11 protein-coding genes and 1 pseudogene are annotated in these 12,806 nt (G+C 64.4%); 9 read left to right on the plus strand and 3 right to left on the minus strand.

What is annotated here, in order from left to right; translation table 11 throughout:
• Positions 1-292: 292 nt before the first annotated feature.
• The 3 genes and pseudogenes from AU465_RS11980 to AU465_RS11990 form a co-directional block, all read left to right on the plus strand.
• Positions 293-805 (plus strand): annotated as a pseudogene (locus AU465_RS11980) (ATP-binding cassette domain-containing protein); the annotation flags it as partial.
• The gene (locus tag AU465_RS11985; protein WP_192247168.1) at positions 805-2,697 is read left to right on the plus strand and encodes an ABC transporter ATP-binding protein; all 1,893 of its coding nucleotides are present in this window, start codon (positions 805-807) and stop codon (positions 2,695-2,697) included. The pseudogene AU465_RS11980 and the gene AU465_RS11985, both read left to right, overlap by 1 nt.
• A 61-nt stretch (positions 2,698-2,758) precedes the next feature.
• A complete protein-coding gene (locus AU465_RS11990) occupies positions 2,759-2,911 on the plus strand; it encodes a hypothetical protein (protein WP_192247170.1) in 153 nt (50 codons plus the stop codon).
• A 51-nt stretch (positions 2,912-2,962) separates the two neighbouring features.
• Here the strand turns inward: AU465_RS11990 and AU465_RS11995 are convergent, their stop codons facing one another.
• A complete protein-coding gene (locus AU465_RS11995; protein ID WP_192247172.1) occupies positions 2,963-3,865 on the minus strand; it encodes a GNAT family N-acetyltransferase in 903 nt (300 codons plus the stop codon).
• 230 nt (positions 3,866-4,095) lie between these two features.
• On the opposite strand from AU465_RS11995, the gene argE reads away from it, so the two are divergent.
• The 6 genes from argE (at position 4,096) to AU465_RS12025 (ending at position 10,676) form a co-directional block, all read left to right on the plus strand.
• Positions 4,096-5,220: an acetylornithine deacetylase gene (gene argE, locus AU465_RS12000; RefSeq protein WP_192247174.1), complete on the plus strand. Its 1,125-nt coding sequence runs from the start codon at positions 4,096-4,098 to the stop codon at positions 5,218-5,220.
• Between the two features lie 10 nt (positions 5,221-5,230).
• A complete protein-coding gene (locus AU465_RS12005) occupies positions 5,231-6,154 on the plus strand; it encodes a 2-hydroxyacid dehydrogenase (RefSeq protein WP_192247176.1) in 924 nt (307 codons plus the stop codon).
• A gap of 23 nt (positions 6,155-6,177) precedes the next feature.
• Positions 6,178-6,531 carry a cupin domain-containing protein gene (locus AU465_RS12010; RefSeq protein WP_192247178.1) on the plus strand — a complete coding sequence of 118 codons (354 nt, stop codon included), beginning with the start codon at positions 6,178-6,180 and terminating at the stop codon, positions 6,529-6,531.
• Positions 6,532-6,683: 152 nt separating this feature from the next.
• Entirely contained in the window at positions 6,684-8,147 is a 1,464-nt protein-coding gene (locus AU465_RS12015) for an aldehyde dehydrogenase family protein (RefSeq protein ID WP_192247180.1), read from the plus strand.
• Between the two features lie 10 nt (positions 8,148-8,157).
• Positions 8,158-9,201, plus strand: a complete 1,044-nt coding sequence (locus AU465_RS12020) for a tartrate dehydrogenase (protein WP_192247182.1) — start codon at positions 8,158-8,160, stop codon at positions 9,199-9,201.
• Between the two features lie 17 nt (positions 9,202-9,218).
• A complete protein-coding gene (locus AU465_RS12025) occupies positions 9,219-10,676 on the plus strand; it encodes an NAD-dependent succinate-semialdehyde dehydrogenase (protein WP_192247184.1) in 1,458 nt (485 codons plus the stop codon).
• A 23-nt stretch (positions 10,677-10,699) separates the two neighbouring features.
• Here AU465_RS12025 and AU465_RS12030 read toward each other — a convergent pair whose 3' ends face one another.
• Complete coding sequence (locus tag AU465_RS12030) at positions 10,700-11,974, minus strand: NAD(P)/FAD-dependent oxidoreductase (protein ID WP_192247186.1); 1,275 nt, start codon at positions 11,972-11,974, stop codon at positions 10,700-10,702.
• A gap of 16 nt (positions 11,975-11,990) precedes the next feature.
• A complete protein-coding gene (locus AU465_RS12035) occupies positions 11,991-12,659 on the minus strand; it encodes a haloacid dehalogenase type II (protein WP_192247188.1) in 669 nt (222 codons plus the stop codon).
• Between the last annotated feature and the right edge of the window lie 147 nt (positions 12,660-12,806).

The following is a 12,806-nucleotide window of genomic DNA, read 5'->3' on the forward strand; positions in this document are numbered from 1 at the left end:
TACCCCCGAGTCATAACGCCGCGGCCGCCACCGGTTTTGCCCCGGTTACATTCGTCCGGGCTAATGTTCGGATCTGTTTGGATATTTCCCTTTGCATACGGATGCAAAAAGCAGCGCACCGGAGCGCGGCAAATCCTTTGCCCATGTGGCGGAAGCCTCCTGGGGAAAGGGTCTCAGCACCCTGCTTCGCATCATGCGCATGACGCTGCGCCACCCCTGGCAAGTCGCGATCACCATCGTTTCGACCTTCATAGCCGCGACGCTGCAGCTTCTCATTCCACGCTTGCTGGGGCAGCAGGACGCTTTCCTGTTCACGACCTCGATCGAGAACAACATCGCCTACGGCAATCCCTGGGCGCGCGAGACCCGCATCGAGCGGGCAGCCGAATCCGCCCAGTTGCACAACTACATCATCGGGCTTCCGTCCGGCTACACCACGATCGTCGGCGAACGCGGCGCGTCGCTTTCCGGCGGCCAGCGGCAGCGCCTGACCATCGCCCGCAGCCTGATGCTGCGGCCTTCGGTGCTGGTCTTCGATGATTCCACCGCGGCCATCGATGCCGGCACCGAACAGCGGATCCGCGCGGCGATGAAACGCTTCGCCAAGGATCGCGTGACGCTCATCATCTCGCACCGGCTGAGCTCACTGATGCATGCTGACCAGATCCTGTTCGTGGAAGGTGGCAGGATCGTCGAGCGCGGCACGCATGGGGAGCTGCTGGCGCTCGGCGGGCGCTACCGCGCGCTCTACGACCTGCAGCTGCGGCCCGACGACGACCGACCCGCCGCATTGGGAGCCGCGTGATGTCGGACCCGCGCGACGACGAGAAGGAAGACACCAGAGGGCGGCCGGCAAAGGCGGTCGTCGGCTCGCACCGCGACGAGGAGGAGGTTTTCGGCAAGGCCTATGATCCGCGCATCGTGCGGCGCATCTGGAGCTTCGTGAAACCCTATCAAGGCCGGATTTTCATCTCGGTCGGAGCGGTGCTGGTGTTCACGCTGACGCAATTGGCGATCCCGCTGGTCATCCGCTACGCCATCGACCACGGCATGGCGCCGGGCAGGCTGGACCGATCGGTGATGGTCTGGGCGACCGGCGCTTTCGCGGCGGTCATCCTTGTGAACTATGCGGCGAGCTATGCTCAGGAGAGCGTCGTCGGCAAGGTGGCCGAGAACGTACTCTCCGACCTGCGCCGCGCCATGTTCGGCCATCTGCAGCGGGTTTCGCTGAGCTTCATGGACAAGACCGAGGTTGGCCGGCTGATGTCGCGCCTGCAGGGCGACGTCAATTCGATGCAGGAATTCCTCGAGACATCGGTCATGTCGGTGGGCGACATCGTGCTTTTGTTCGGCATCGTCAGCGTCCTGCTGTGGCTCGATTTCCGGCTCGGGCTGCTGACGCTCTCGACCATGCCGATACTGTTCATCGTTCGCCTGTTCTGGCTGCCGCGCGCCAAGGTCGCCTTCATGGCCGCGCACGAAACCAACTCGATCGCCAACGGGGCGCTCGCCGAAGGCATTCACGGCGTGCGCACCGTGCAGAGCCTCGAGCGCCAGCACGTCAATTTCGAGCTCTATGACGAAAAGGTGCTGGCCAATCTCAATGCCCATCTGAGATCGGCCAGATACGCGCAGGTGATGGTGCCGATCGTCGACACGCTGACCGGTATCGCCATGGCCACAGTCATCGTCGTCGGCGGTTCGATGGTGCTGTCGCACAGCCTCGACGTCGGCGTCATGGTGGCGTTCCTGTTCTACATCCAGCGCTTCTTCGATCCGATCCGCTCGCTCACCATGCAGTACAGCGTCATGCAACGCGCCATGGCTTCAGGCCAGCGCATCTCCGAAGTGCTCGACGTGCCGGTGGACGTCGCCGACAGGCAAGGCGCTGTGGCGCTGTCGCGTGACATGGACGGCTCGGTCGAGTTCAGGAACGTCACCTTCGGCTACCGGCGGAACCAGCCGGTGCTGAAGAATGTCAGCTTCCGCGTCAATCCGGGCGAAACGGTCGCGCTTGTCGGTCCGACCGGCTCGGGCAAGTCGAGCTCCATGGCGCTGGCGCACCGCTTCTACGACGTGTGGTCGGGTCAGGTTCTGGTCGGCGGGCACGATGTGCGGGACCTGACGCAGGATTCGCTTGGGGAACAGATGGCGATGGTGCTGCAGGAGCCGTTTCTGTTTTCCGGAACGGTTCTGGAGAACATCCGCTATCACAAGGCCGGGGCAACCCGCGAGGAGGTGGTTCGTGCGGCGAAAGCCGTCGGCGCGCACGACTTCATCGAGCAGCTGCCTGACGGGTACGACACCGAACTCGAGCAACGCGGCGGCAATCTCTCGCTCGGCCAGCGGCAGTTGATCAGCTTCGCGCGGGCGCTGGTGGCCGACGCCAAGATCCTTGTGCTCGACGAAGCCACGGCCAGCATCGATTCCTACACCGAGATGCTGATCCAGAAGGCGCTGATAAAACTGCTGGAAGGCAGGACCGGGCTCGTCATCGCCCACCGGCTGGCCACCATCCGCGGCGCCGACCGCATCATCGTCTTGCAGAACGGCGAGATCGTCGAAAGCGGCAACCACGAACAATTGATGGAACGAAAGGGCCTCTACGCCCGCCTCTACAACATGAACTACGCCTCGTTCGACGACATTTCCGAGGAGGAGATGGGAATGGACGCAGTGGCCGGCAAAGCGACGTAGCCGCCAGTATGGGCTGGGCCGCAGCCTGGCGCAGGACGAAGCAGCCAAGATCCTGAGCGCGGTGCAGGAGAAAGCCGACAAGCCCATCGACCCGGTCCTTCGCGCCAAGACGCGCCTGCAGTTGCAGAAGCTGAAAGAGGATGCGAACCCCTGCTACATCAAATTGGAGCCCGCGAAGGCAAACCTGCCCCCGCTCGAGCTTGCCGGCGCTTGATGCGGGCCTTGCGAAGCTGGACAGCCGCGACGGCCCGCGTCGTGGACTGAACTACCCAAGCGTTTGACTGGCCAGTGCATAGGTTATCGGCCCAACTCCGTCGCCGACGGCAAAATCGGCGAGGCGTTTGCCTGACGACATGGTCAGAACGGTGTCGAAGACCGGCATTCCGCTGTGCGACAGAAATGCGGCGAACTCGCCGCTTTCCATATGGGTGTCCACACGCAGGAAGCCGCCCGAATGCTCGGCCACGTGCGGCCGAACCACCGCGATGGCATCGGCATCCTGCACCGCCACGACCGGACCGACGACGTGGCCACGGCCGAACGGGCGGCACAGGGCGAAGGCCTTAAGCGCCCCATCGTCGAAAAGCCCGTAGCCGACTGACTGGTCGAACAGCTTTTGGACAAGCGCTTCCCTGCGCACCCCGAAACCGGCAGTGTCGAGCGCGATGATCGCTGGCACATGCTCCGCCCGCAATCGCCGCACCTCGCTATCCGCCTTTTCCATGCTCGCCGACCCGATCGGATGGACAACCCCTTGGCAATGGTAGACGGTCTTCTCCGGCTGAAAGTCGAGCGAAAGATAGAGCCGCCTTGCAGCACGGGTCGCATTTAGGCGCAGATCGCGTCCGGCAACCTTCTCGAGGGCCCGCTTCATCAGCCACTGCGCCGCCCCGAGCGTCTGAAGACGCGGCGAGGTGATGACCATCCCCACGGTGGCGAAACCGGCGCCATGCGGGAACCACATGGCCGAACCGAGAACCCGGCCGATCTCATCGAGCGCCACGAAGCCTTGTCCCGATTCACGCAGGAATTGCCAGTCCTCGGCCCGATGCGGCCATCCCACCGACAGCGAGAGCACGTGCAATCGGTCCAAGTCGACATCTTGGACGTCGCCGATACGCATCGAGAAGGCATCGATTTTCAAGCTTTCGGACGGCTTCACTTTCATGGCCCTGAAAGAACCCTCAAAAATCAACGGGCGACAGACCGCCCGTACCCGCCAACGCTAGACAAGCAAACCCCATACGATTTGCTCGAAAGCCCTGCATCAACGCAAGATTCAACTGAAACACTTCCGCTTTCGGCATGCAATCGCGAAGGAACGCACACATCCTCTCCGGAAATTCACCAGCAAGCGGCATCGATTGCCGGTGAACCTTAAATGCCTTGAGGGCTGGAATGGACGTCTTAGACATCCTCGACCGTCTCGTTGCCTTTCCATCGGTCGCTGGCAGGGCGAACGGAGACATCGTCGGCTGGATCGAGGCCCATCTCGCCGAACAAGGAGCGAAGGTCATTCTGCTTCCAGGACCGGAAGGCGACCGTTCCAATCTTTTCGCGACGATCGGCCCCGCCGACGTCCCGGGCTACATCCTGTCCGGTCACATGGACGTCGTTCCCGCCGGTGAGCCGAAATGGAGTTCGGCCCCTTTTTCGCTGCGCCGGGAGGGCGAGCGGCTCTACGGACGCGGCACCACCGACATGAAGGGGTTTCTCGCCGCCGCTCTCGCGGCCGTGCCTGCGCTCGCGCGGCTGCGCCTCGCCAGACCGATCCACCTCGCTTTCTCCTACGATGAAGAGATCGGGTGCCGGGGCGTGCCGCATTTGATCGCCCGTCTGCCCGAGCTTTGCGCGAAGCCCCTCGGCGTCATCGTCGGCGAACCGAGCGGCATGAGCGCCGTGCGCGGCCACAAGGGTAAGGCGGCCGCCCGTGTGATCATCAAAGGGCGCTCCGGCCATTCCTCGCGGCCCGACCTCGGGCTCAATGCCGTCCATGCCATGGCCGATGTGCTGTGCTCGGCCGTCAGCGAAGCGGATCGGCTGAGGCAGGGTCCGTTCGACCCGGCCTTTGAACCAGCCTATTCCTCGCTGCAGGCCGGCGTGATCGCGGGCGGACAGTCGGTCAACATCATCCCCGACACGTGCACGCTGGAGCTGGAGGCGCGCGCCGTACCCGGCGTCGACCCGCCCAGCCTGCTCGCCCCCATCAAGGCGATCGCCGAAACCTGTGCAGCCGAAGGCTTTCAGGTCGAGTGGATGCCGATCAGCACCTATCCGGCACTGTCGCTGCCGCAAGACGCGGCGCTGGCGGGACTGTTGCACGAGCTGACCGGCGAAGCGCCAGTCGCCGCCGTCAGCTACGGCACCGAGGCCGGGCTTTACCAGGCCGCCGGCTTCGATGCGATCATTTGCGGACCCGGCGATATCGGCCGCGCCCACAAGCCGGACGAATATATTTTGGCCAGCGAGCTCGCCGCCTGCCAGCGCATGATCGAAGCACTGGGTGCCCGCTGCTCGGCTTGAAGGGAACCGAATGACCTTCCTGTTCAATTCCGACCCGCGACGCGGCGCGATCTTCGCCGAGGCGTTCGCCGCGGAATTACCGGACCTCCCCTTCGCCATGGATGCCGAGACGGTCGATCCCGACGCGGTGCGGTACCTGATCACCTGGACCGTACCGGAGAACCTCGCCCGCTACAGGAATCTGGAAGTCCTGTTCTCCATCGGCGCCGGCGTCGATCAGTTCCGCTTCGATGCGGTGCCCGCGAAGGTGAAGGTCGTGCGCATGATCGAGGAAGGCATCGTGCGCATGATGCAGGAATATGTGATGCTGGCCGTGCTCGCCCTGCACCGCAACCTGCCGGCCTATCTCGCCCAGCAGCGCGCCGGCGAATGGCGAGATATCCCGCAGCTCCAGGCCAGGGCACGCCGGATCGGCGTGCTCGGCCTCGGGCAGCTCGGTGAGGCCGTCCTCGACCGGCTGAAACCCTTCGGCTTCCCGCTCGCTGGATGGAGCCGCTCGCCGCGGCGGATCGAGGGCGTGACCTGTCATCACGGCGAGCCCGGGCTAGAGGAAATGCTCGCGGTCAGCGACATACTGGTCTGCCTGCTGCCGCTGACGGAAGAAACGCGCGGATTTCTGAACGCCGACCTGTTCGCGAAACTGCCCGGAGGCGCGGCGCTCGTCCAGGCGGGCCGGGGGCCGCAGCTCGACCATGCCGCGCTCCTCGCCGCGCTCGACAGCGGCCATCTGTCGGCGGCGATGATCGACGTGACCGATCCCGAACCGCTGCCCACGGGCCACCCGTTCTGGTCGCATCGCAAGATCATCCTAACGCCGCATGTCGCCAGCGTGACCCAGCCGGCGACCGCCGCACGCGCTGTCATCGACAACATCAGGCGCCACCGCGCCGGTCTCGATCCCGTCGGGCTCGTCGACCGTTCGCGCGGCTATTGAACTCCAACTGGAAAGGCCATCCTTTGTCCCTGCTCAAGACCGTCGATACCGACCCAGCCTTCCAGCCGCGGGCATCCAAGGCGCTGCCCGACCGGCTGATTGCCGGCGACCCCGCTTTCAAGACCTGGGCGCAGGATGTCGCCAAAGGCGACCTCGTCCATACCGGCGTCTGGGAGGCGACGCCGGGCGAGACGCGCTCGATCAAAGGGGAGACGTTCGAATTCTGCCACATCCTCTCCGGCGTGGTCGAAATCACGCCCGACTCTGGCGAGGCAGTGACGTACCGCGCCGGCGACAGCTTCGTGATGAAGCCTGGCTTCACCGGTGTCTGGAAAACCATCGAGACGGTGCGCAAGATCTACGTGACGGTAGGGTAGCGAGCGTCCGGGTCAGGCGCTGACCTTCGCGGAAGATTTTGCTGTCCCTTGCCCCCAGCACGCAACATTCATCGGCGGCGGATCGCCGAACAGCGCATGCTGCGCGCCAGCAAGCGCTAGGGTCTGGTTGATGCTGGAAAGTGGTCGCCCCCATGAGCCTTAGCTTCGATCCGGACACGATTCTCCTCCCCGTTGGCCATTTCATCGGCGGGGAACTGATTTCGGCTGCGGGTGCGATCGAGATGCGCCGTCCGTCCGATGGCAAGGCCTATGCGGCCTCCCCCGTGGCCGATGTGGACTTGGTGGACTGTGCTGTGGAGAGCGCCAAGTCAGCGCTGAAGGCCAGCAACTGGGGCGGCGTTCGGCCGCGCGAGCGCACCAGGGCGCTGCAGGCCTGGGCCGATCTGATCGTGGCGGAAGCTGAAACGCTCGCAAGGATCGAGGCGCTGTCTTCGACCCGGCCCGTCGGCCAGCTCGTCGCCGGCGACATCGCCGTCACCGCCGAGCAGATCCGCTTCTTCGCCGAATTCGCCGACAAGGAAGGCAGCGACCTGGTGCCGACCGACGACGCCAGTCTCGGCATGATCATGAGCGAACCCTATGGCGTGGTCGGCGCGATCACGCCCTGGAATTTTCCCATCTCGATGGCCGGCTGGAAGCTCGGCCCGGCGCTCGCCGCGGGCAATGCAGTCGTGCTGAAGCCGTCGGAAATGACGCCGTTTTCGGCTGTCTACATGGCGCAGCTTGCCGTCAGAGCAGGGCTGCCCGCTGGACTGATCAACGTTGTGCTCGGCGATGGGCCGACGACCGGCACGGCGCTGACCGGCCATCCCGAGATCGCCAAGGTCAGCTTCACCGGCTCGACCCGCGCCGGGTCAGCCATCATGGAGAACGTCGCCCGCACCGGCATCAAGCCGATGACGCTGGAGCTTGGCGGCAAGAGTCCTCAGCTCGTCTTTGCCGATGCCGATCTGGGCAAGGCGGCGGCAGCGATCGCCGGCAGCGTCACCTTCAACGCCGGCCAGGCCTGCGTGGCCGGCACGCGACTGATCGCGGAAAAAAGTGTGGCCGACAGGCTGACGGCCGCCATCCTGGAGAGGATGAAGGAGGCGCGTCCCGGCCCGACCTGGGACGAGGCCACGCAGTATTCGCCGATCATCTCGCAGCGGCAGCGGGCACGTGTCGACGGCATCGTGCGGGCCGCCGTCGAGGCCGGCGGCGAATGCCTGACCGGCGGCAGCGCCATGGACGACCCCGGTTACTTCTACGAGCCGACGCTGATCGCCAATGTCGACCAGGACAATCCGGCGATCGTGGAGGAAATCTTCGGCCCGGTCCTGACCGTCCAGACCTTCGAGACCGAGGACGAGGCGTTGGCGCTGTCCAGCCACCCGACCTACGGACTGGCTTCCGGTCTGTTCACCGCCGACCTGTCCCGCACGATCCGTCTCGCGCGCAAGCTCGAAGCGGGAACCGTCTGGGTCAACCGCTACAGCCGCTCGCGCGACCATATCCTGCCGACCGGCGGCTACAAGCGCTCCGGGATCGGCAAGGACCTCGGCCGCGAGGCCTATCTCGCCAACCGCAGGACCAAGAGCGTCCTGATCAGCCTGTGAAGAGATGCCGATGAAGTCCTATTCGATCGCCCTGATCCCCGGTGACGGCATTGGCCGCGACGTGACCGGCGCCACCTGGACGGTATTGGAAACGGTAGCCAAACGGTCCGGCTTTGCCTTAACCGGAACCGAGTTTCCCTGGTCTTGCCGCTTCTTCAAGGAGGCCGGCCGCATGATGCCCGAGAACGGCATCGAGACCTTGCGCAGCTTTGACGCCATTCTGCTCGGCGCCGTCGGCTGGCCGTCGGAGGTACCGGATTCCGTCTCGCTGCACGGCCTGCTTCTGCCGATCCGCAAGGCGTTCGTGCAATATGCCAACATCCGGCCGCACCGCCTGCTGCCGGGCGTGACGGGGCCGCTGCGGGCCGAGAGCTTCGACATATTGTGCATCCGCGAGAACACCGAAGGCGAATATTCCGGCGCCGGCGGGCGCGTGCATCAAGCGACGCTGGACGAGGTCGCGGTGGAGACCTCGATCTTCACCCGCGCCGGCGTCGAGCGCATCCTGCGCTTCGGCTTCGAGCAGGCGCGGGCGCGGCGCGGGAAACTTGCTTCCGTCACGAAGTCCAACGCGCAGAAATATTCGATGGTCTTCTGGGACGAGATCACGCGGAAGCTGGCTGCAGAGTATACAGATGTCGAAGTGATGAGCTATCACGTCGACGCGCTCGCGGCGCGCATGATCATGGCGCCGGAGAGCCTCGACGTTGTTGTCGCATCCAATCTCTTCGGCGACATCCTCACCGACATCGGCGCGGCGATCCAGGGCGGGCTCGGCTACGCGGCCTCCGCCAACATCAACCCCGACCGCTCGGCGCCATCCATGTTCGAGCCGGTGCACGGCTCCGCGCCCGACATCGCCCATCTCGGCATCGCCAATCCGATCGCCGCCATATGGTCCGGCGCGATGATGCTCGATCATCTGGGCGAGACGGACGCAGCCAGCCGCGTCATGAAGGCGCTCGAGGCGACAACCACCAGAGGCATAGGCACCCTTGCCGGTAAGGACCGCACGGACGCCATCACAGCCGCCGTCGTCGCGGCGCTCACCTGATTGCAAGGTCGTTTTCGATGAAAAGCTTGAAAGACAAAAGTCTCTTCCGCGAGGCCGGCCTGATTGGCGGTAAATGGGTCGCGGCCGGCTCCGGCAGGACGGTCGATGTCATCGATCCAGCGACCCAGACCACGATAGGCACCGTGCCCGACATGGCTGGCCCAGAAACCCGCGAGGCCGTCGATGTCGCGAACAATGCCTACCGGGCCTGGAAGAAGAAGACCCATGCCGAACGGGCCACCCTTCTGGAGACCTGGCATGGCCTCATGCTGGAGCATCTGGACGATCTTGCGCTCATCCTTACAACGGAGCAGGGAAAGCCGCTGGACGAGGCCAAAGGCGAAATCCGCTACGGCGCTTCCTTCGTCAAATGGTTCGCGGAGGAGGCGCGCCGCATCAACGGCCACACCATCCCCTCGCCCACGCACGACCGCCGCATCATCATCCTGAAAGAGCCGGTCGGTGTATGCGGCATCATCACGCCCTGGAATTTTCCCAATGCGATGATCACCCGCAAGGTCGCGCCGGCGCTGGCCGCCGGTTGCACGGTGGTCATCAAGCCATCCGAGTTCACGCCCTATTCCGCGCTGGCGCTCGGCGTGCTCGCTGAACGGGCGGGCATTCCCGCTGGCGTCATCAACATCGTCACCGGTATGCCGTCCGAGATCGGCAACGAGATCATGGCGAACGAGACCGTGCGCAAGATCTCCTTCACCGGCTCGACGCGCGTCGGTTCGCTGCTGATGCGCGGCGCAGCCGACAGCGTGAAGCGGCTCAGCCTCGAGCTCGGCGGTAACGCGCCCTTCATCGTCTTCGACGACGCCGATCTCGACCTTGCCGTCGAGGGCGCGCTCGCCTCGAAGTTCCGCAACGGCGGCCAGACCTGCGTTTGCGCCAACCGCATCCTGGTCCAGGCCGGAGTCTATGAAGCCTTCGCCGCGAAGCTCAGCGCCCGAGTCAACGCCATGACGGTGGGACCCGGCACGCAGCCCGGCGTCGCCATCGGGCCGATGATCAACATGGCGGCGGTCGACAAGATCAATCGCCATGTCGAGGACGCGCTAGCCAAAGGTGCTGAGATCGTGACAACGAGGCCGGCGTTGCCGGACGGTCCTCAATATGTCGCGCCGCTGGTGCTTACCGGCGCAACGAACGAGATGCAACTCGCCGGCGAGGAAACCTTCGGCCCGGTGGCGCCGCTTTTCCGTTTCGAGACGGAAGAGGAAGCGATCGCGCTGGCCAACGGCACGCCTTATGGGCTTGCCTCCTACTTCTACACCGAGAACCTGAAACGCGCCTGGCGCGTCGGCGAGGCGCTGGAGTTCGGCATGGTGGGGCTCAACACCGGCTCGGTCTCGATGGAGATAGCCCCCTTCGGCGGCGTCAAGCAGTCCGGCCTCGGGCGCGAGGGCGCGCAGGCCGGCATCGAGGAATATCTCGAGCTGAAGAGTTTTCACATGGGCGGGCTGGGCTAAGCCCAACCACGCCGGATCGACGATCACTGAACCCGGTCGAGCGCCTTGTAGTAGAGGCCGACCATCGGCAGGAACCAGGGCTTTCCGGAATAGCCGGGGATGGAAGGCCACTCGACACCCTTCATCGGATTGCGGTCCTCGCGGCCGAGCATGGCATCGGCCATGATCATGCCGAGATGAGTGGAAAGCTGGGCGCCATGGCCGGAATAGCCCATCGCGTACCAGACTCCGTCATGATAGCCGGCGCGCGGGAAGCGGTCCTTGGTCATGTCGACCAACCCACCCCAGCAATAATCGATCTCAACCTTGGCGAGCTGCGGGAAGATCGCGGCGAGGCCTGCCCGCAATATCTGTCCGCTCTTGGCGTCGGAGCGCTGGTCCGACGTGGCCGAGAAACGTGCGCGGCCGCCGAAGATCAGGCGGTTGTCCGGTGAAAGCCGGAAGTAGTTGCCGATGTTCATCGAGGTTACGCATGTCCGGTTGCCCGGCATGGTCGCGGCGATCTCGGCGTCGCTCAACGGCCGCGTGGCGATGATGAAGCTGCCCACGGAAATGATCCTGCGGCGGAAATAGCCGAAATTCGGCGTGGTGTAGGCGCCGGTCGCCACCAGCACATTGTCAGCGCTGATCCGGCCGCGTGATGTGGTCAGTTCATGCCGAGCGCCGGACTGCCTGTGATCCGTCACCGCCGCATCCTCGTAGATAGCGGCGCCGTGGCGGACCGCGGCTGTCGCCAACCCGGCCACATACCTGCCCATATGCATCATGGCGCTCTTCTTCGACAGCATCGCGCCGTGGAAGGACGAGCCGATCTCGGATTTGAGATCGGTCGGCGACAGCAGCGCAGTATCCGGATCCACCTCGGCATGGACGGCCTCGAAGTTGCGCGCGATCGCTTCAAAATGCTGCGGCTTGGAGGCGAGCTTCAGCTTGCCGGCGCGGCGGAAGTTGCAGTCGATGCCTTCCTCCGCGACCAGCGCTTCTATCGTGTCGACAGAATCGTCCAGCGCCTGGTAGAGCGCGATTGCGCGTTCCTTGCCGAGCTCCGCCTTGGCCGAAAGGTAACTGTGGGCGAGGCCGTTGTTCAGATGCCCGCCATTGCGCCCGGATGCGCCCCAGCCCACCCGCTCCGCCTCAAGCACCGCCACCTTGGCGCCGGCCTTCGCCAGCTGGCGCGCGGCGGCGAGACCGGTGAAGCCGCCGCCGATGATGGCGGCATCGTAGTGCCCTTCGACAGGGCCTTGCGCCCCACCGGAAAAGACAGGCGCGGTGTCGTGCCAGTAGGAGACCAACTTCATCGGCAATCCGCCTGTTTCAAAGCCCGACCACGCCCGGAAGACCGGAAATATCAGCGATCTCGACATAGCCGTAATACGGGTTGGCCGGTTCGTGGCCGCGGTTGACCCAGACCTTGTTCTTGATGCCGAGGTCGTGCGCCGACATCAGGTCGTAGCGGAACGAAGACGAACAGTGAAGAACGTCTTCGGGACCGCAGCCCAGCATGTCGAACATGTATTCGAACGCCCTGAAGCGGGGCTTGTAGGCCTGTGCCTGCTCGGCAGTATAGACGGCATGGAACGGCGCGCCGAGCTTCTCGACATTGGACATGATCTGGACGTTCATTGCGTTGGACAGGATCACCAACGGAATTTCCTTGGCGACCTTCGCCAGCCCGGCCGGAACGTCCGCATGGGGACCCCAGGTCGGCACGCGCTCATAGACCATCCTGGCGTCGTCGGAGTTGAAGGAGACGCTGTTGCGTTTGCAGGCACGCTCGAGCGCGTTGTGGACGACATCGGCATAGGGCTTCCAGTCGCCCAGGATCTCGTCGAGCCGGTACGCCGCGAAATTCTTGATGAATTCCTGCATGCGCGGCTCGTCGAGCCGGCTGCCGTAGAGGTCGCGCGCCGCTTCCGCCATCTGGAAATTGGTCAACGTGCCGTAGCAGTCGAAGGTGATGTATTTGGGCCTGAAAGAAACCATGTCCGTCGATCTCCGGTGGAAGCACATCCGCGCTGGGATGTCTTCATCATAGGCCGGCAGGCGGCGGGCCACCTGATCGAAAAGCGCCTCCCTAAAGCAGAAAGTTCCGTATCCGCCATCAGGTTTGGCACGCTGTAGCATCTTGAG

The sequence above is a fragment of the Mesorhizobium silamurunense genome (genome assembly GCF_014843905.1).
Classification (GTDB): domain Bacteria; phylum Pseudomonadota; class Alphaproteobacteria; order Rhizobiales; family Rhizobiaceae; genus Mesorhizobium; species Mesorhizobium silamurunense.

Coding starts and splice junctions, on each gene's coding strand:
- AU465_RS11985 (WP_192247168.1), top strand. CDS start 805: ATGTCGGACCCGCGCGACGACGAGAAGGAAGACACCAGAGGGCGGCCG.
- AU465_RS11995 (WP_192247172.1), bottom strand. CDS start 3,865: ATGAAAGTGAAGCCGTCCGAAAGCTTGAAAATCGATGCCTTCTCGATG.
- argE (WP_192247174.1), top strand. CDS start 4,096: ATGGACGTCTTAGACATCCTCGACCGTCTCGTTGCCTTTCCATCGGTC.
- AU465_RS12005 (WP_192247176.1), top strand. CDS start 5,231: ATGACCTTCCTGTTCAATTCCGACCCGCGACGCGGCGCGATCTTCGCC.
- AU465_RS12015 (WP_192247180.1), top strand. CDS start 6,684: ATGAGCCTTAGCTTCGATCCGGACACGATTCTCCTCCCCGTTGGCCAT.
- AU465_RS12020 (WP_192247182.1), top strand. CDS start 8,158: ATGAAGTCCTATTCGATCGCCCTGATCCCCGGTGACGGCATTGGCCGC.
- AU465_RS12025 (WP_192247184.1), top strand. CDS start 9,219: ATGAAAAGCTTGAAAGACAAAAGTCTCTTCCGCGAGGCCGGCCTGATT.
- AU465_RS12030 (WP_192247186.1), bottom strand. CDS start 11,974: ATGAAGTTGGTCTCCTACTGGCACGACACCGCGCCTGTCTTTTCCGGT.
- AU465_RS12035 (WP_192247188.1), bottom strand. CDS start 12,659: ATGGTTTCTTTCAGGCCCAAATACATCACCTTCGACTGCTACGGCACG.